Genomic DNA, 18556 nt, shown 5'->3' on the forward strand with positions numbered 1-18556 from the left:
CCGGTGGGTCCTCAGTCCCCGGCTACCGGCCGGTCGGCTGACGTGGACGCGGTCGCGCTTGCACGTGCGCGTGCAAACGCGCGTGCACCCGGCACGTGCAGGTCGTGCTCCCGCGTGGAACCCGTCCGGTCCGGCCGGACGCCTGCGCGATCAGGGACAGCGGATGACCTGGCCGGCGTAGGAAAGACCGCCGCCGAAACCGAACAGCAGCACCGGCGCGCCGCTCGGGATCTCCCGCCGTTCGACCAGCTTCGACAAGGCGATCGGGATGCTCGCGGCCGAGGTGTTGCCGGACTCGACGACGTCCTTGGCGACCACGGCGTTGACCGCGCCGAGTCGCTTGGCCAGCGGCTCGATGATGCGCAGGTTGGCCTGGTGCAGCACGACTCCGCCGAGGTCCTCGGGGGCGATCCCGCTCTTCTCGCAGACCTGTTTGGCGATCGCCGGTAACTGGGTCGTGGTCCAGCGGAACACGCTCTGGCCCTCCTGCGCGAACTTCGCGTCGTGGCCCTCGATCCGGACCGCGTCGGACATCTCCGGCACCGAACCCCAGACCACCGGGCCGATCTCCGGCTCGTCACTGGCGACCACCACGGCCGCGCCGGCGCCGTCCCCGATCAGCACGCAGGTGCTCCGGTCGGTCCAGTCGGTGAAGTCGCTCAGCTTCTCGACGCCGATCACCAGCGCCTTCGAGGCCGCGCCCGCGCGGATCGCGTGGTCCGCGGTGGCCAGCGCGTGCGCGAACCCGGAGCAGGCGGTGTTCACGTCGAGGGCGGCCGGACTGCCCAGACCGAGCCGGTTGGCGACCCGGGCGGCGATGTTCGGGGACCGGTCGATCGCCGTACAGGTGGCGACCACGACGAAGTCGATCTCGGCCTTGTCGATACCGGCGTTCGCGACCGCCTTCTCGGCCGCCCGCCAGGCCATCTCGTCGACCTGCTCGTCCGGTGCCGCGATCCGGCGTTCGCGGATGCCGACCCGGCTCTGGATCCACTCGTCGCTGGTCTCCACCATGGTGGCGAGCTCGTCGTTCGTGAGCACTCGCTCGGGCTGGTAGTGGCCGAGCGCGACAACTCTGGATCCGGTCATCTGAGGCTCCTGCGGTCAACCCGGTCGAGGCCGGTGGCATCCCGGGTTCAACGCTGAACCCGGCGGGGGGCGTCACCAGCGTACGTTCCGGCGTTCGCGACCGGGATCCCGCGTCTCGTGGTGTGGCCCGGGCCACGAACGGTCGCGGGCCGCGCGGCCGGCCTCAGGTGAGCCCGGCGGCGAGCAGGGCGGACGGGAGATCGGGCGCGGCGAAGACCCGCAGGCCGTACTTCGCCTGCATGTCCATCGGCTTCAGCTCCTTGCCGCGGTTCGGCACGTCGGCGGGCACGATCGCCTTGGTGAAGCCGAGCCGGGCGGCCTCGGCCAGCCGCTTCTCCAGCCCGCCGACGCGGCGGACCTCGCCGGCCAGGCCGACCTCGCCGATCGCGATCAGACCGGGGTGGATCGGCCGGTCCATCACCGACGAGGCGACCGCGATCGCGACCGAGAGGTCGGCGACCGGCTCGGCGATCTTCACGCCGCCGACGGTGGCGACGTACACCTCCTGGTCGGTCAGCTTCAGGCCGACCCGGTTGCCCAGGACGGCGAGGACCATCGAGACCCGGGACGACTCCAGCCCGGAGGTGGTCCGGCGCGGCTGTGGCGCCGCGGAGGGCCCGACCAGCGCCTGGACCTCGGCCAGCAACGGCCGCCGGCCTTCCATCATCACCGTCACGCACGTGCCCGCGACCGGCTCCGCGTGCTCGGAGACGAACAGGCCGGTCGGGTCGGTCACCTCGACGATGCCGGTGTCGACCATGTCGAAGCACCCGACCTCGTCGGACGGGCCGAACCGGTTCTTGGTCGCGCGCACCATCCGGAACCCGGAGTGCCGGTCGCCGTCGAAGGCCAGCACGACGTCGACCAGGTGCTCGAGCATCCGGGGGCCGGCGATCGCACCCTCCTTGGTGACGTGCCCGACCAGGACGACGGCGATGTGCCGCTCCTTCGCCAGGCGCACCAGTGCACCGGTGACCTCGCGGACCTGGGTCACGCCCCCCGGCGCACCGTCGACCTCGGGATGCGCCATCGTCTGCACCGAGTCGATCACCAGGAACGACGGCTCGACCGCCTCGACCTGCCCGACGACCGCGGACAGGTCGGTCTCGGCCGCCAGGTACAACCCGTCGACCAGCGCGTCGGTCCGGCCGGCTCGCAACCGCACCTGGGCCGCGGACTCCTCACCCGACACGTACAGCGTGCGCTGACCCCGCCGGGCCGACTGCGCGGCGACCTCTAGCAGCAGCGTCGACTTGCCCACCCCCGGCTCGCCGGCGAGCAGGATCACCGCACCCGGTACGACGCCGCCGCCGAGGACCCGGTCGAGTTCGCCGATCCCGGTCGGACGGGACTCGGCCTCGATCGCGGACACGTCGGCGATCGGCATCGCGGGCGACGACACCGGGCCGGCCGTGATCCGGGCGGCCTTGGGCGCACCGACCTCGGCGACCGTCCCCCAGGCCTGGCACTCGCCGCACCGCCCGATCCACCGCGCCGACGTCCACCCGCACTCGCTGCACGCGAACGCCGGCTTCGCTCGCGCGGAACTCCTCGCCCGCCCCGCCGTCCCGGTCGTGCTCCCCGCTGCCTTCGCCATGCCGACAACCTAGGCGAAGCTGCCGACAAATCCCGAACACTCGTCCACAGGCTCAGCGGAAGTGGTCGCGGAGCCGGGCGAGGCTGCGCTGGAGCCGGCTGACGGCGACACGACCGCGCTCGTCATCGGCGACGACCGGCGGCTCACCGGTCCGGCGCGCGGCCTCGAGGTACTCCGCCAGCAGTGCGCTGTCGGACTGTCGCAGCATCGCGCTCTGCTCGAGCAGCGTCTTGGCGTCGTCGAGCTCACCGGCGACCACGGCCGCGGATCCCAGGTGCTGCAGGCAGCGCGCCCGGCCTTCGCGTTCGTCGATCTCGGCGTACAGGTGCTCGGCGTGCTGCCACCAGGTCCGGGCCTCGACCGGGCTGCGCAGCATCCAGGCGGCGACGCCCTGCAGTTCGAGGGCGTGCGCGTGGCCGCTGATGTCGACGGCGGCGGTGGCCCGGGCTGCCGCCGTCCGGAGGTGGTCGAGGGCGTTCTCGGGTTCCTGCTGGTACAGGTGCACGACCGCGAGGTTGATGGAGATCGCCACGTCGGCCGCCAGGTCCGGACCCGGTCGGTGCAGGCGGGCGTCGTCCAAGCGATCCCGTGCGTAGAGCACTGCCTCGTCCCGGTCGTTGCCGGTCGGTGCCTGCTCGGCCCGTTCCAGGTGCAGCAGGGCACGCTCCACCTGCCGGCGAGTCGTCAGCGCGTCCGCCGTACGGCCGTGGGTCGCGACATGTTCCGAGTTGCCCAGTTCCGTGCCCGCACCGGTCAGGTCGCCCATCAGCCGGTACGCCGTTGCCGCCCGGGCCGCCGCGAGTTCGGCGAGGTCCCGTCGTCCGCTGGCATCCGCGACCGCGGTCAGGAGTTCACTGAGCTCCAGCAGCGCGCCGGGCTCGTACCTGCGCAGGTACCAGACCTCCAAGGCGTCGCAGATACGCGCCAGGTCGTCCGCCGTGTCGGGCCGCGCCTTCTCGACCTCCAGCAACTCGCGCAGCCGTGCCTCGTTCAGTGAGAACCACTCTGCCGCAGCCATCCCGCCCGACGCCGAGCCGAGTCTGACCAACCAGGTCTCCGCTTCCTCGGCCGCGGCCTGGAGCTCCGGAGCCGGTGTGGAGACCGCGCCGCCCCGGCGCCGGCGCCGCACCGCGTGCAGGCCGGTCGGCAGGTAGTAGATCGCGCAGATCAGCGTCAGCGCACCGGTGACGAGGTAGCCCGCGACCTGCACCCAGCCGCCGCTGTTGAGGCTCGCGGACAACTTGTCGCCGACAAGCCCGGACAGCAAGGCCCACGCCAGTGCGGCGACGCCGAAGAAGCCACCCCGTCGGCGGTTCTGCCGGTCCCTGTCCTCGGGCCGGGTGTCTGCCTCTGACTGCGGCTCGGTCATGGTCGGCTCCCTGCGGTCAGCCCGCGCACCACAGTGCGCCAGAACGTCAGCATGAGCACCACCGGCACGACGGACGCGACCACACCGGCGGCGGCGACCGTCCCGGCCGATGCGGAGAACTGCCGGGCTTCACCCCACAGCACCAGCGACAACGGCGTCGTACCGGCGCCACTGATCAGGAAGCCCACGATGAAGTCGTTCCACACGAGTGCGAACTCCAGCACCGCAACGGCAATCAACGCGGGCCGGTACGTCCGCTGCACCGTCGCCAGTACGGCGCTCTGTCGCGCGGGACCCTGCAGTGCCTCGGAAACCAGTGCAGGTGGAGCCGACGCGAACGCAGAACGCAACAGGAGTACGGCGAACGGCAGACCAGCAGCCGCATGCACCAAGGCCAATGCGATCCGAGAGCCCGCCAACCCCGCAGCACCGATCGCATCCCGCAGGGGAGCGGCGTACATCTGCACCGGCGTCACGGCCAGTACGACGAACATGGACATCATCACGCGTCCCAGCCACTGCGGCAGTCCGCCCCACGCAACCAGATAGGCAGTGGGTACGGCGATCACCAGCAGCACGGCCGTCGCCGCGCCCGCGATGAGCACCGTGGACAGCAGCGCCCGGAGAAGTCCGACGTTCGCGGCAGCAGTGAACGACGAGAAGCCGAGTCCGGACGGCGACCACCAGCCCCGCAGCCCGGCCTCGCGTGGCGAGTGCAGAGCGGTGGCAACCAGTACGACAGCGGGCAGGATCCACACCAGGCTGACCGCGAAGCCGGCAGTCCAGCCGATCCGGCGTACCCGCTTGCTGGGCTTCGGCCGGCCCAGTGACGGATCAGGCTGCACGACGGCCACTGGCATCGCCCACCGACGCCGGCGCAGCCCGCGTACGCCGACCACCCCGACAGCAGCCACGATGGCGAACAGCACCACGCCAAGGGCCGCGGTACGACCCGGGTCGGCACCGGTCGTCGTCGCACGCCACCAGTTCAGCCCAAGTACGTCGGCAGACCGCTGCATCGGCCCGGGTACGACGATCAGCACGAGGTCGAAGACCCGGACTGCCGCGATGACGAGCGTCAACGTGACCACACCGGTGATCGGCCGCAGCAGCGGGATCTCCAGCGCACGCAGTCGGCGCCAACCAGTGACCCCCTCGGCCGCGATCGCGCGACTCACGTCGTCCGGTATGGCGTCCAGACCGGCACGAAACAGCGAGACGACGTACCCGAGCCAGGTCCAGCCGAAGGCGGACACCAGGACGAGCCAGACCAGGCCGGGACCCAGCCAGACCGGGCTGGACCCGAACAGTCCGGTCCACACGGCCGTCACGGTGCCGCGCTCGGGGGCGGGGTCGAAGATCAGCCGGAACGTCGCCCCGGACACCAGCACCGACACCGCGAACGGGATGACCAGCGCGGGCTGCAGGAACGACGTCAGCCCTGGCAGCCGGTAGCTCACCAGCGCGAGGAAGAAGCCGACCACGACCAGTCCCAGCGCGACCGCGACCCAGGCCAGACTGTTGCCGACGGCACGTAATGCCTCGGGGTCCGCCATCACCGTGAAGTTGCCGAGGCCGACGCCGCCCGGTGTCCGGAACGCCGCGACCACGGTCACGCCGATCGGGATCAGCAGCAGGCAGATCAGTAGCAGCGCCGGCAGGCCGAGCAGGTACGGCCCCGCCGGACGCCGTGGCTTGCCGGGCACCGGACGGCCGCTCACCTCGCGGCCGACGACCTCGAGCGACAGGCCGTTGCTCTGCAGGCCCATCAGCTCTCCACCGTCCGCAGCTCCGTCATCGCCGCGTCCACAGCTGCCGGTACGACGGTGCCGCCGCGGCCGCCGATGCGGACGAGGAAGTCGGTGAGCACCCGCCAGAGTCCGTTGATGTCACCCAGTCGTCCCAACCGGTCGGACAGGTCGAACTGCAGCAGACCGTCGGTCCCCGACAGCTGCTCGGCCAGCTGGGTGAGTTCAGGTGAGTAGCCGGAAGCCCGTCCGTCGACCAGGAACCCGCCTTCCTTCACCCACGGGTCCACGGCGGCCGGCGCGGCGAGGCGTCGTACCAGGTCGAGGGAGTCGTCCGAGGACGGCTTCGGCAGCACCATCACGTCACCACCGACGACGACCGGCGCGGCCGCGCCCGGTGCGAGCGGCGGGAAGGTGAAGATGCCGACGTCGTCGGGGTCGGCCGCGAACGACCGCACCACCGGCTCGGCGAAGTCCGAGGCCAGAACCATGGCGGCGCGGCGGTGTCCGAACACCTCGACCACCGCGTCCGGGAACTGCTGCACGAGTGACCTCTCCACGCCACCTGCGAGAGTGTCCGGAGCGGACCACATCGTGCCCAGGAGCCGGAGTGCGGCCGCGATCTGCGGCTGGCGGGACGGTTGTGGACTGTCGGCTGTCGCGAGTGCTGCGTAGACGGCGGGCGCTGTGGCGAGCAGTACGTTTTCGAAGAAGTCGGTGAGCACCCAGCCGTCCCCTGCGGCCAGAGAGAGCGGCCGGACGCCGGCACGAGCCAGCGACTGGTTGACGGTCAGCCACTCCGACCAGAGTCGCGGCGGCTCGAGGCCGGCCTCCCGGAACACCGAGGGGCGAAACCAGACCGCGGACTTGTGCGCCGTCTTGAACGGCACCCCGTACGTCATCCCGTCGTGCACCAGCAGCTCGGCCCACAACCGAGCTCGGCCTCGATCGGCGAGGTCGGCCGGGATCGGCTCGAGGTCGTGGAGGTGGCGGGGGACCAGGCCGGGCTGCGGGAGCATCACGAGGTCGGGCCGGCGGGTCGAGCGCGCGCCGAAGGCGGTCGAGATGTCGTCGCCCAACGGCACGACCTCGACCGGATACTCGAGCTCACCGAGGCCGTCGAGGACGTCGTGGAACGCCCGCAACTCCTGTCCGCTCCAGCTCACCGCCACCCGCACGCCGCGACGCAGGCCGAGGACATCGCTCGAACAGCCCGCGGCCGCCAGGGTTGCCGCCGCTCCCAGGACCGCCCGACGACTAGGTCGCATCGGCGAAATCCGTCGTACGCCCGGGATCGGTGGTGATGAGCAGCAGCGCGGCGCGCTTGAGTTCGGGGTTGGGGTGCTGGGCAAGCAGTGATCCCCAGGTGGGCAGGCCGCCCGCGTCCTCCAGGACGATCACTCGCGGCTCCGCGCGGAGTGCCCGGGCCACACCGGCCAGTCGGCGCCGGCCCGGTGTGATCTCGTGCGGGTGGCGATCCAGTACGTCGGCCAGCCCGCACCACTTCGCGGTCTGACTGCTTTGCAGCTCGGCTGCCTGCCGGGTCACGCGATGGGCCACCGTGTGCCCGTGGATGATGTTGCCGAGCACGGTCAGGTGTGGCAGCAGTCCGCCTTCTGCCGGCACCAGCCGGACCGGACCGCCGGTGCTGACCACCGCACCGCGGGGTGGGTCCTCCTCGCCGATCACCAGGTCGGCCAGGCGACGGGCACCTGCGGCGGTGGGCAGCACCAGTGCTCGCTGCTCACCTACCTCGATCAGAACTCTCTCGGGCAGACCGGGTACATGTTCGAGCAGCAGTCCGTCCATCCGTGGCTGGCGCCTCCCCAGTGGCCCCGTCGAGTGGTCCGTCAACCCTATGGGGAGTCCGGGTCCGTCGCAGCCGTCGCCGCGTGCCCTCTTCAGAAATCTTCAGAAGCCGCAGCAGAATCTTCAGAAGACGCGCGCAGGAATCCTCAGACGCTGCCGCGGGTGACGTTCAGAAGGACCGGCTCCACAGGTTGATCGCGTAGTCGACCTCGGTTCCGGAGTGCGACCCGATGATCCGGTCGGCGTCGGCCGGGGTGAACTCGATCCGGACGACCGCCTCGAAGTCGGCCCGGCTCTCGAACCGCCAGCCCATGTCCAGCCGGGTCCGGTGCCAGCCGCGGGCGGTCCAGAACTGCTCGACCACCGGCGCCTCGATCTTCGGGTACGACTCGCTGAACCAGCGTCCGAACGTGGACCGGCTGCCGTCGTTGTCGATCACGAACGCCGTCCCGCCGCGGCGCATCACCCGGTCCAGCTCGGCCAGACCCGGCTCGCACCCCGGTCCGAAGAAGTACGCCCAGCGCGCGTGCATCACGTCGATCGACGCGTCCGGCACCGGAAGGCGCTGCGCCGTACCCTGCCGGACCTCGACATTCGTCAGCGCCCGGGTACGGCGGCGTGCCGTCTCGGCCAGGCCGCCGTGCGGTTCGACGCCGATCACCCGGCTCGCGGTCGCGGCGAACCTCGGCAGGTGGAACCCGGTGCCGCAGCCGACGTCGAGCACGGTCGCCCCGGCCCAGTCCCGGATCGAGCGCATGGCGGGCTCGATCACCCCGTCCGGGTCGACCGCCCGGTTCTCGATCTCGTACACCTTCGGGTGGTGCCAGATGTTGGGACTCGGGATCCCGCCGTCCGCGACGCTCACACCGCTAGACACTAACCGCCGGCTGTTTCGTGGTGGCGGCCAGGAGCGCCACCGGGATCAGCAGCAGGCCGCAGATCACCGCCAGCCACTGGAACCCCAGGTAGGCGAGGATCGGGCCGGACGCGGTGCCGGCGATCGACGCGAGGATGCCCATGGTCAGGTCGGACAGCCCCTGCGCCGAGGTGCGGATGTCCTCGGAAACCGAGCGGGACAGCAGGGTCGAGCCTGCCACCAGACAGCCGGACCAGCCGAGACCCAGCAGGAACAGCGCCACTCCGGTCAGGGCATGCGCGTCGTCCGGGGCCAGGGCGGCCAGTGTCATCGCGATCGCCAGCACGCCCAGCCCGAGCCCGATCGTCGGGATGCGGCCGAGCCGGTCGGCCAGCCAGCCGGTGAGCGGGGACAGTGCGAACATGCCCGCGACGTGACCGCTCAGGACGAAGCCGACGATCGTCAGCGAGGCGCCGTGGTGGGTCAGGTGCACCGACGTCATCGACATCACGCCGACCATGACCGCGTGCGCGGTGGCGATGGCCAGCAGCCCCAGGCGGGCGTGCGGGACGGCCACCACCTGACGGAACGTCGACACGAGTGGCTGGCGCTCCATCTTCACCTTCGGAGTGGTCTGCCGCAGGCGGCGCATACCGAGCCAGACGATGGCCGCGCTCGCACCGAACGCGACCACGGAGAACAGGTACGGTCCGGCGAGCGGGATCAGGCCGGCCGCCGAACCGACCGAGCCGCCGACGCCGGTCAGGTTCGGGCCGACGACCACACCGATCGTGGTCGCCCAGACGACCACGGCCAGCGAGCGCGCGATGTGATCCGGGTCGGCCGCGTCCGTGGCGGCGTACCGGGACTGGAGGTTGGACGCCGACCCGCTGCCGAACATGCATCCGGCGGCCAGCAGCAGCGCGAGCGAGCCCACCTGGGCGGCGACGATCGTGATCAGTGCGCCGGCCAAGGCGATCAGATAGCCGGTGGTCAGCGACATCCGCCGCCCGTGCGACCGCGCCAGCCGCGCCAGCGGTACGGCGAGCAGCGCCGCACCCAGTGTGGTCGAGGTGGCGACCAGGCCGGCCATCGAGGTCGAGCCCGAGACGTTCTCGGCCAGCAGGCCGGCGACCGCGAACCCGCTCGCGGTGGCCACACCGCCCAGCGCGTTGCTGGTGACGAGGGCCTTCAAGGTGGTGCGCTGGACGTCGGCAGGCCTCTGATCAGTCGTCACCGGATCACTTTCTCATCAACCTGACTGAGAAGGCACCTCGATTCCCGCTGCTCGGCAACGTTCTGCCCTCTGCAGTTGTAAGCAGTTTTGTGCATGGACGTGCGCCGATTGCCGCTTATAGGATCGACCTGACGTAATTCGACCCTCTCCTTGGAGTCCCGATGCCCGACATCGCGATCGTCCCCGCACCCCGCGAGCTCACCGTCACCGACGGCCGGTGGCTTGCCGACGATCCGGCCGCGGAGGCGGTCCGGACGGTGGTGGAGAACCTCGGCGAGTCCGAGTACCGCATCGACGTCACCCCGGCGGGCGCCCGGCTCTCGGCCGGCTCCGACGACGCGCTCCGGCACGCGGAGACGACGTACGGGCAGTTGCTGGACGCCGCCGTACCGGCCGAGGACGGCAAGGTCGCGGTGCCGGCCGTGCGGATCGCGGACGCGCCCCGGTTCGGCTGGCGCGGGATGATGCTCGACGTCGCCCGGCACTTCATGCCGAAGGACTTCGTGCTCAAGATCATCGACGTGCTCGCGCTGCACCGGCTGAACGTGCTGCACCTGCACCTCACCGACGACCAGGGCTGGCGGGTCCAGATCGACGCCTACCCCAGGCTCACCGAGATCGGCGCCTGGCGGGACCGGTCGATGGTCGGGAGGATGACCCACGACCAGACCGAGTTCACCTACGACGGTGTCCGGCACGGCGGCTTCTACACCAAGGACGAGCTCCGCGAGATCGTCGCGTACGCCGGTGAGCGCGGTATCACCGTCGTTCCGGAGATCGACCTGCCGGGTCACATGCAGGCCGCGATCGCGGCGTACCCGGAGCTCGGCAACTTCCCGGACCGGCAGCTCGGCGTCCGGCAGATCTGGGGCATCAGCGACGACGTCCTGAACGTCAACGACGAGACGGTCGAGTTCGTCCGGACGGTGCTGCGGGAGGTGCTCGAGATCTTCCCCAGCCCGTACATCCACCTCGGCGGCGACGAGTGCCCGGCGGTCCAGTGGGCCGAGGCCGACGCGGCGCGGAAGCGGCAGGCCGAGCTCGGCCTGTCCGAGCCGAGCCAGCTGCAGGGCTGGTTCACCGCCCAGGTCGCCGAGGTGCTCGCCGAGGAGGGGCGCCGGCTCGTGGGCTGGGACGAGATGGTCGAGACCGACTGCCCGCAGGACGCGGTCATCATGGCGTGGCGGAGCGCCCACCGCGGCGAGGTCGCGGTGAAGGCCGGCCACGAGACCGTGATGGCGCCGTGCGAGTCGGTGTACTTCGACTACTACCAGGGCGACCCGGCGACCGAGCCGCTCGCGATCGGCGGCTTCATCCCGCTGGAGAAGGTCTACGACTTCGAGGTGATCCCGCCCGGCCTGTCCGCCGAGGAGGAGGCCCGGATCGTCGGCACCCAATGCCAGATCTGGACCGAGTACATGGAGGGCCCGGAGCAGGTCGGCTACATGCTGCTGCCCCGGCTGTGCGCGTTCGCCGAACGGGCCTGGGGTTCGCCGCGGACGTCGTACGACGAGTTCCTCACCCGCCTGCGCCCGCACCTGACCCGGATCGAACGCCTCGTCGACCACCGCCCGCTCGACTAGTACCTGCTGTTTCAGTAGCTGCGGGGATAACAAAATCTTCGTCAGCGCTGTTAACAGGGGTAGACGGCCTGGGTTCGGGTGGCGACGATGAGTCGGCAGGAACCCAGGCCGGGAGCGGAGGGCCATGACCGTACCGATGCCACGCCTCTGGCGCGGCGGCTCATGGGGCTTCGGCGCCCGGCCTTCCCTCGCTCCAGTCGCTTCGCTCCCTCCGCTGCTCGGTCCGGGCTGGGAGGTCGCATGACCGTCGCGGGGCCGCTGGATGCGATGTTCCTGCTCGGGGAGAGCCGGGAGCAGCCCATGCACGTCGGCGGGTTGATGCTGTTCGAGTTGCCCGAGGGCGCCGGGCGGGATCACGTGTTCCCCGAACGGTCCCGGGACTACGTGCCGCGGCTGTACCAGGAGATGGTCGCGGCGCCGGCGGTCGATCCGTTGTTCGCGCAACGGGTGCGGAACCGGCCGCTCGACCTCGGCTACTGGTCGTGGGAGCCGGACCGCGAGATCGACCTCGAGTACCACGTGCGGCTGTCGGCGCTGCCGCGGCCGGGGCGGTACCGGGAGTTGTTCGAGCTGACCAGCCGGTTGCACGGCACACTGCTGGACCGGCACCGGCCGTTGTGGGAGATGCATCTGATCGAGGGTGTCGAGGGCCGCCGGTTCGCGCTCTACAGCAAGATCCACCACTCGATGATCGACGGTGTGACCGCGCTCCGCCGGCTGCAGGACACGCTGACCACGGACCCCGGCCGGTCGGGCATGCCGGCGACGTACGCCTTGCCCGGTGTCGGTGACGCCGCGACGGCCGGGAAGTCCGGGGTGCCCGCCGGTCTCCCGGCACGAGCGCTCGGGGTGGCCGCCCAGACGGTCGGCGGCGCCGGCCGCCTGGTCGCCGATCTCGCCGGGCTGACCCCGGTCGCCCTGAAGAGCCTGCTGCATTCCACGGTGCCGTTCCAGGCGCCGCGGACGATCCTCAACCGGTCGATCACCGGTGCTCGCCGGTTCGCCGCGCAGTCCTGGCCGATCGAGCGGCTGGAGAAGGTCCGCGCGATCACCGGCGCCACCCTGAACGACGTCATGCTGGCGATGTGTTCAGGTGCCCTGCGCAACTATCTCCTGGAGCTGAACGCCCTGCCGGACAAGGCGATGACGGCGATGGTCCCGGTGTCGCTGCGCGGCAACACTGCCGCCCCCGGCGGCGGGAACTCGCTCAGCACGATGATCGCCGACCTGGCCACCGACGAGGCGGACCCGGAGTCCCGGATCCGCCGCATCATGGCGTCGACCAGCTACGGCAAGGGCGTGCTCTCCTCGCTCAGTCCGCTGCAGAACCTGATGATCGGTGCCCTGGGCTTCGGTGTCGCCGGTCCCGCGGCGGTGCTGCCAGGGGTGGCCGGTCGGACGATGCCGCCGTACAACGTGGTCATCTCGAACGTGCCCGGGCCGGCCGAGAGCCCGCTGTACTGGAACCGGTCGCGGCTGCTCGGCATGTATCCGGCCTCGATCGTGCTGAACGGTCAGGCGCTGAACATCAGCGTGACCAGCTACGACCACCACCTGCACTTCGGCCTGGTCGGCTGCCGCCGGACGGTCCCGCATCTGCAACGGCTGCTCGTCCACCTCGAAACCTCACTCGCCGACCTGGAGAACATCCACTAGGCGAGCAGCGCCTGGATCTGGCCGACCGACTGCTCCAGACCCTCGGCCATGCCCAGGATGAGCTGGTCCATCCGCTCACGCGAGTCGAACACCGACCGCAGTTCCAGCCGGGTGCCGCCGGCGTACGGCGACCTACAGCCGGACGGAGCCGGCCGGGGTCCCGAAGACGGCGGAGACCAGACCGGGCTGGCCGTTCGGCCGCCAGTCGACCTCGAGGTCGTCGAGCAGGTGGTCGGCCGGGTGCCCGATCCAGTCCGTCACCCTGGCCGGGTCGCCGGCGATCTCCAGGGCGGTCAGCTTGATGCCCTTGCCGCCGACCGACGGGTGCTGGGTCAGGTCGTCCCAGTGCACGAAGAACGGCAGTTGCGGGTCGGCGATCAGGCCCTTCACGCCGATCTGACGCCAGGTCAGGTTCACCCCGTCCGGCCGGTGCCGGTTGCCGGGCACCGCCTCCCGGCCGAGGCGCTGCTCCATCCGCTCCATGTCGCGGACGGCCACCACCCAGCCGAGCCAGCCGCCACCGAGCGCCTTGCGGGCACGCACCGCCTGGCCGAACGGCGCCTTGTCCGACGCCGGGTGGTCGAGTACGTCGACCACCTCGATGTAGCGGTCGTTCTCCAGCGGGAGGACGTGGTTCACGGTGCCGAAGCGCGGGTGCACCCCGCCGTCGACGAACTCGGCGCCGAGGAGTGCGGACAGCCGTTCGAGCGTCGCCTCACACCCGTCGGGCCCGCAGGCGTACGAAAGATGATCAAGACGCATGCCAGTCATTCTGGCCCCGATCACCGACCGTCGCCGATCCGGGGGTGTCGCCGGGCCCGGACTACGCTGGGGAACCATGCGCACTGTCGTCATCGGTGGCACCGGTCACATCGGCACGTACCTGGTTCCCGAACTGGTCCGGCTCCGGCACGAGGTCGTCGTCCTCAGTCGCGGCGAGCGGTCGCCGTACCGGTCGGACGGGGCCTGGTCCCGGGTACGGATGATCCCGGTCGACCGGGACGCCGAAGACGCCGCGGGCACCTTCGGCGGACGGGTCGCGGACCTGGAGCCGGATGTCGTCGTCGACCTGATCTCCTTCACCGAGGACAGCACGCGTCAGCTCGCCGAGGCGGTGCAGGGAAGGATCCAGCACCTGCTGCACTGCGGCACCATCTGGATCCACGGTCCGAGTGGGCGGGTGCCGACCCGTGAGGACACGCCGCGCCGGCCGTTCGGCGACTACGGCATCCAGAAGGCCGCGATCGAGACCTACCTGCTCGACCGCGCCCGGCGCGACGGCCTGCCGGTCACGCTCATCCACCCCGGGCACATCAGCGGTCCCGGCTGGACCCCGATCAACCCGGCCGGCAACCTCGACCTCGGGGTGTTCGAGAAGCTTGCCCGGGGCGACGAACTGGTGCTGCCGAACTTCGGGCTCGAGACCGTTCAGCACGTGCACGCCGCGGACGTCGCCGGCATGTTCCTCGCCGCGCTGCGGAACCACTCGGTCGCGACCGGCGAGAGCTTCCACGCCGTCGCCGAGGGGGCGATGACCCTGCGTGGGTACGCCGAGGGCGTGGCGGGCTGGTTCGGCAAGGACGCGCGGCTCGGCTTCCTGCCGTGGGACGAGTGGCGCAGGACCGTGCCGGAACGCGACGCGGCCGCCACCTACGACCACATCGCCCACAGCCCGCACTGCTCGATGGAGAAGGCCGCGCGCCTGCTCGGATTCCGGCCGCGCTACTCCGCGCTCGACGCCGCGCTGGACGGCGTCAGCTGGCTGGTCGACAACGGCAAGATCACTTAGAGGCGGGATGCGGCAGCAGCCGCCCGGCCTCGAGGTACTCCCGGCAGTACGACGCCAGCACGTCGTACGCCTTCAGGCCCATCAGCGTCTGCAACTCGACCTTGCTGGACTCGAAGACGGCCTCGACGCCGATGTGGGCCTCGGTGTTGCCGGTGCAGTACCAGTCCAGGTCGTGCCCACCCGGACCCCAGCCGCGCCGGTCGTACTCGCCGATCCCGACCTCGGTGTACGTCGTACCGTCGGGGCGCTCGACCTCGCGGAAGGTCCGGCGGATCGGCAGCTGCCAGCAGACGTCCGGCTTAGTCTCGACGAAGTGCACACCCTTCTTCAGGGCCAGCCCGTGCAGCGCGCAGCCGCCGCCACCGGGGAAGTCCGGGCGGTTCAGGAAGATGCAGGCGCCGCCCCAGACCCGGGTCTTGCGGTCACCGTCGTCGTCGGTCTCGACCCAGCCGTTCTTCCGGCCCTCCTTGCGGAACTGCCAGTCCTCCTTGGTGAGTTCCTTGACGTACGCCTTCACCCGCTTCTCGTCGTCCTCGTCGGAGAAGTGCGCGCCGAGGGTGCAGCAGCCGTCGTTCGGCCGGCCCTTGTAGATGCCCCGGCAACCACCACCGAAGATGCAGGTCCAGTTGGACGTCAGCCAGGTCAGGTCGCAGCGGAACACCTGGTCGGGGTCTTCCGGATCGATGAACTCGACCCAGGCACGGGGAAAATCGAGAGAAACCTCAGGCACCTGGAAAGCGTACGCGCGATCCTGCCGCAACCGTGAACGAAGACTCCGGAACGCGCCCAGGTTCCGGCGGTCCAGTAGCGTGAGGGTATGCGGCTCGGCGTACTCGACGTGGGATCCAACACCGTCCACCTGCTCGTGGTGGACGCGCACCGCGGTGCCGCGCCGCTGCCGGCGTACTCGCACAAGACCGAGTTGCGGTTGGCCGAGCACCTCGACAAGGACGGCAAGATCGCACAGTCCGGCTCCGACGGACTGGTGTCGTTCGTCAAGGAGGCGGCCGAGCTGGCCGAGGACAAGGGCTGCGAGTCGGTGCTCGCGTTCGCCACCTCGGCGCTGCGGGAGGCGCCGAACGGCGAGAAGGTGCTCGACCGGGTGCGCAAGGAGACCGAGGTCGACCTGCAGGTGCTGACCGGTGAGGACGAGGCCCGGCTGACGTTCCTCGCCGTCCGGCGCTGGTTCGGCTGGTCGTCGGGACGGCTGGCGGTCTTCGACATAGGAGGCGGCTCGCTGGAGATCGCCGCCGGGTCCGACGAGGAGCCGACGGTCGCGGTGTCGGTTCCGCTCGGCGCCGGCCGGCTGACCCGCGAGGGGCTGACCACGGACCCGCCGGACAAGGACGAGGTCCGGGCGCTGCGGAAGCGGATCCGGATGGAGATGGCTGCCGTCGCGGGCGACGTACTGCGGGCGGGCCGGCCGCAGCGGTCGGTCGCCACCAGCAAGACGTTCCGCTCGCTGGCCAGGATCTGCGGGGCCGCGCCCTCGGACGAGGGGCCGTACGTGCCGCGCGGACTGGACCGCGACGACCTGGCCGAGTGGATGCCGAAGCTGACCAAGATGTCCGCGTCCGAGCGGGCCGAGCTGCCCGGGGTGTCGGCCGGCCGGTCCCTCCAGCTGCTGGCCGGCGCGCTGGTCGCGGACGCGGTGATGGACCTGTTCGACCTGCCGTCGCTCGAGGTCTGTCCGTGGGCGCTGCGGGAGGGTGTCATCCTGTCCCGGCTCGACCAGTTGCAACCCCGATGAAGCACCACCCCTGACGAACCACCGCGAAGGCAGCAGATGAGCACCAGCAAGACCGCCCGGATCGGCCTGTCGACCGCTTCTGTCTACCCCGAGTCGACGGCGAGCGGGTTCGAACTGGCGGCCCGGCTCGGGTACGACGGGGTCGAGGTGATGGTCGGCATCGACCCGCTGAGCACCCAGGTCGGCGCGGTCCAGCGCCTGGTCGACTACCACCACCTGCCGGTGCTGGCGATCCACGCACCGTGTCTGCTGATCACCCAGCGGGTCTGGGGAACGGACCCGTGGGAGAAGCTGGAGCGCAGCGCCGAGGCCGCCAGGGTGCTCGGCGCCGACGTGGTCGTCGTCCACCCGCCGTTCCGCTGGCAGCGGGACTACGCGCGCGGGTTCGTCGAGGGGATCGCGCGGCTGGAGGACGAGACCGGTGTGATCTTCGCGGTCGAGAACATGTACCCGTGGCGGGCTCCGGGCCGCGGCCTGCAGGCGTACGCGCCGAGCTGGGATCCGACCGAGCAGGACTACGCCCACACCACCCTCGACCTGTCGCACTCGTCGACCGCCGAGCAGGACTGTGTCGAGCTCGCCGAGACGATGGGCCGGAGCCTCACCCACATCCACCTGACCGACGGCACCGGTTCGGCGAAGGACGAGCACCTGGTGCCGGGACGTGGCACCCAGCGGGCCGCGGACCTGCTGAACAACCTGGCGAACCAGGACTTCCGCGGTCACATCATCATCGAGATCAACACCCGCCGGGCGACCAGCCGGTCCGAACGCGAGGTCGACCTGGTCGAGTCGCTGGAGTTCACCCGCAAGCACTTCGTCCGCACCTCCACCCGCCGGTCGTCGTTCGCCGTCACCCCGGAGGGGGAGATCTCGGAGCTGACGCCATGACCACCCGCGCGGCACGGCCCGGGCGGCGGCCGGGTGGGCCGGACACGCGCGGCGAGATCCTGCGGGCGGCCCGGGAATCCTTTGCGGACAAGGGTTTCAGTGCCACCTCGCTCCGCGGTATCGCCCGCGAGGCCGGTGTGGACGCGGCTCTGGTGCACCACTACTTCGACAGCAAGGACGAGCTGTTCATCGAGTCGATGGCACTGCCGGTCGACCCCCGCCAGATCGCCGCCCGCATCATGGACGGCCCGCCGGAGGAGCTCGGCCGCCGGATCGCCACCGTCTTCCTCGGGGTCTGGGAGTCGCCTGACGGCCAGCAGCGGATGAAAGCGATCTTCCGCAGCGTGGTGAGCAGCGACGCGGTGGCCCGGATCATGCGCGAGGGCGTCGGCCAGATGATCATCCAGCCGGTGTCCCGCTCCCTCGACGCGCCCGACGCCCACCTGCGCGTCAGCCTGGCCGCGACCCAGCTCATCGGCGTCGCCATGGCCCGCTACCTGGTCGAGCTCGAACCGGTCGCGTCCACCGACCTAACCACCCTGATCGACCGGCTGGCCCCGGTGCTGCAACTCCACCTCACCGGCTGATGCAGCTCCCGACGGACCGCGAGATCCGTGCCCTGCATCGCGATCACGCACCCACGCGCGCGGCCTTCGAGTCAGTGTACGTGCACTGCGAACTCGTCTCACGGATCGCCGAGCAGTTCCTTTCCGGGCTGGACGTCGACGGAGACCTCGTCCGGGCGGGCTGCCTGCTGCACGACCTGGGCGTCTACCGCCTCTACGGTCCGTCCGGAGAGCTCGACACGGCCGGCTACATCCGGCACGGCGTACTCGGGCACGAACTGCTGCACGATCTCGGCTTCCCGGAGGAGCTCGCCCGGTTCTGCTCCCGGCACACCGGGGTCGGCCTCGCGCGGGACGACGTACGCCGGCAGGCGTTGCCGATCCCGGTCGACGACTACGTCCCCGGGACGCCCGAGGAGGAACTCGTCCTGTACGCCGACAAGTTCCACAGCAAGCGCACGCCGCCGGTCTTCGTGTCCGGTGACTCGTACGCCGCTCAGGTCGCCCGGTGGGGAGCTGACAAGGCGACGGCGTTCGGCCGGCTGCGGGAGCGGTACGGCGAACCGGACCTGGAGTCCCTGAGTGCGCGGGCCGGTCACCGTGTGAGCTGAAACCT

Annotated in this window: 17 protein-coding genes; 7 read left to right on the plus strand and 10 right to left on the minus strand. The window is 70.8% G+C overall.

From position 1 onward, the window contains the following. Positions 1-150: 150 nt before the first annotated feature. From E1218_RS00360 to E1218_RS00395, 8 genes are all read right to left on the minus strand, one after another. A complete protein-coding gene (locus E1218_RS00360; protein WP_132314949.1) occupies positions 151-1089 on the minus strand; it encodes a beta-ketoacyl-ACP synthase III in 939 nt (312 codons plus the stop codon). A 163-nt stretch (positions 1090-1252) separates the two neighbouring features. Then, entirely contained in the window at positions 1253-2686 is a 1434-nt protein-coding gene (gene radA / locus E1218_RS00365) for a DNA repair protein RadA (RefSeq protein ID WP_132314951.1), read from the minus strand. Positions 2687-2738: 52 nt separating this feature from the next. Next, the gene (locus E1218_RS00370; protein WP_132314953.1) at positions 2739-4055 is read right to left on the minus strand and encodes a hypothetical protein; all 1317 of its coding nucleotides are present in this window, start codon (positions 4053-4055) and stop codon (positions 2739-2741) included. Then, the gene (locus tag E1218_RS00375) at positions 4052-5824 is read right to left on the minus strand and encodes an ABC transporter permease subunit (RefSeq protein WP_132314955.1); all 1773 of its coding nucleotides are present in this window, start codon (positions 5822-5824) and stop codon (positions 4052-4054) included. Before E1218_RS00375 ends, E1218_RS00370 begins: the two co-directional genes overlap by 4 nt. Beyond that, positions 5824-7071, minus strand: a complete 1248-nt coding sequence (locus E1218_RS00380; protein ID WP_132314957.1) for an ABC transporter substrate-binding protein — start codon at positions 7069-7071, stop codon at positions 5824-5826. The genes E1218_RS00375 and E1218_RS00380 overlap by 1 nt, the downstream gene beginning before the upstream one ends. Next, the gene (locus E1218_RS00385) at positions 7061-7612 is read right to left on the minus strand and encodes a P-loop NTPase family protein (RefSeq protein WP_132314959.1); all 552 of its coding nucleotides are present in this window, start codon (positions 7610-7612) and stop codon (positions 7061-7063) included. Before E1218_RS00385 ends, E1218_RS00380 begins: the two co-directional genes overlap by 11 nt. A 169-nt stretch (positions 7613-7781) precedes the next feature. Further along, on the minus strand, positions 7782-8477 hold the full coding sequence (locus E1218_RS00390; RefSeq protein ID WP_132314961.1) for a class I SAM-dependent methyltransferase: 696 nt from the start codon (positions 8475-8477) through the stop codon (positions 7782-7784). Positions 8478-8481: 4 nt separating this feature from the next. After that, positions 8482-9705: an MFS transporter gene (locus E1218_RS00395; protein WP_132314963.1), complete on the minus strand. Its 1224-nt coding sequence runs from the start codon at positions 9703-9705 to the stop codon at positions 8482-8484. Positions 9706-9866: 161 nt separating this feature from the next. On the opposite strand from E1218_RS00395, the gene E1218_RS00400 reads away from it, so the two are divergent. Next, the gene (locus E1218_RS00400) at positions 9867-11288 is read left to right on the plus strand and encodes a beta-N-acetylhexosaminidase (protein WP_132314965.1); all 1422 of its coding nucleotides are present in this window, start codon (positions 9867-9869) and stop codon (positions 11286-11288) included. A 240-nt stretch (positions 11289-11528) separates the two neighbouring features. Next, entirely contained in the window at positions 11529-12944 is a 1416-nt protein-coding gene (locus E1218_RS00405) for a WS/DGAT/MGAT family O-acyltransferase (RefSeq protein ID WP_132314967.1), read from the plus strand. Between the two features lie 132 nt (positions 12945-13076). On the opposite strand, the gene E1218_RS00410 is transcribed toward E1218_RS00405, so the two are convergent. Then, positions 13077-13706: a VOC family protein gene (locus E1218_RS00410; protein WP_132314969.1), complete on the minus strand. Its 630-nt coding sequence runs from the start codon at positions 13704-13706 to the stop codon at positions 13077-13079. Between the two features lie 76 nt (positions 13707-13782). Here E1218_RS00410 and E1218_RS00415 point away from each other — a divergent pair, with 76 nt between their 5' ends. Beyond that, positions 13783-14733 (plus strand): NAD-dependent epimerase/dehydratase family protein, encoded by a 951-nt coding sequence (locus E1218_RS00415; protein ID WP_132314971.1) that lies wholly within the window; start codon positions 13783-13785, stop codon positions 14731-14733. Here E1218_RS00415 and E1218_RS00420 read toward each other — a convergent pair. Next, the gene (locus E1218_RS00420; protein ID WP_132314973.1) at positions 14726-15463 is read right to left on the minus strand and encodes a hypothetical protein; all 738 of its coding nucleotides are present in this window, start codon (positions 15461-15463) and stop codon (positions 14726-14728) included. The two genes, E1218_RS00415 and E1218_RS00420, sit on opposite strands and share 8 nt — an antisense overlap. An 87-nt stretch (positions 15464-15550) precedes the next feature. Between E1218_RS00420 and E1218_RS00425 the strand changes: the two genes are divergently transcribed. From E1218_RS00425 to E1218_RS00440, 4 genes are read left to right on the plus strand one after another with little or no spacing between them, the layout of a single operon-like run. Beyond that, on the plus strand, positions 15551-16483 hold the full coding sequence (locus E1218_RS00425) for a Ppx/GppA phosphatase family protein (protein ID WP_132314975.1): 933 nt from the start codon (positions 15551-15553) through the stop codon (positions 16481-16483). 36 nt (positions 16484-16519) lie between these two features. Then, entirely contained in the window at positions 16520-17374 is an 855-nt protein-coding gene (locus E1218_RS00430; RefSeq protein ID WP_132314977.1) for a sugar phosphate isomerase/epimerase family protein, read from the plus strand. Next, the gene (locus E1218_RS00435; protein WP_132314979.1) at positions 17371-17961 is read left to right on the plus strand and encodes a TetR/AcrR family transcriptional regulator; all 591 of its coding nucleotides are present in this window, start codon (positions 17371-17373) and stop codon (positions 17959-17961) included. Before E1218_RS00430 ends, E1218_RS00435 begins: the two co-directional genes overlap by 4 nt. After that, positions 17961-18551, plus strand: a complete 591-nt coding sequence (locus tag E1218_RS00440; protein ID WP_132314981.1) for an HDIG domain-containing metalloprotein — start codon at positions 17961-17963, stop codon at positions 18549-18551. Before E1218_RS00435 ends, E1218_RS00440 begins: the two co-directional genes overlap by 1 nt. Positions 18552-18556 lie beyond the last annotated feature (5 nt).

It is taken from the genome of Kribbella turkmenica (genome assembly GCF_004348725.1).
GTDB lineage: Bacteria > Actinomycetota > Actinomycetes > Propionibacteriales > Kribbellaceae > Kribbella > Kribbella turkmenica.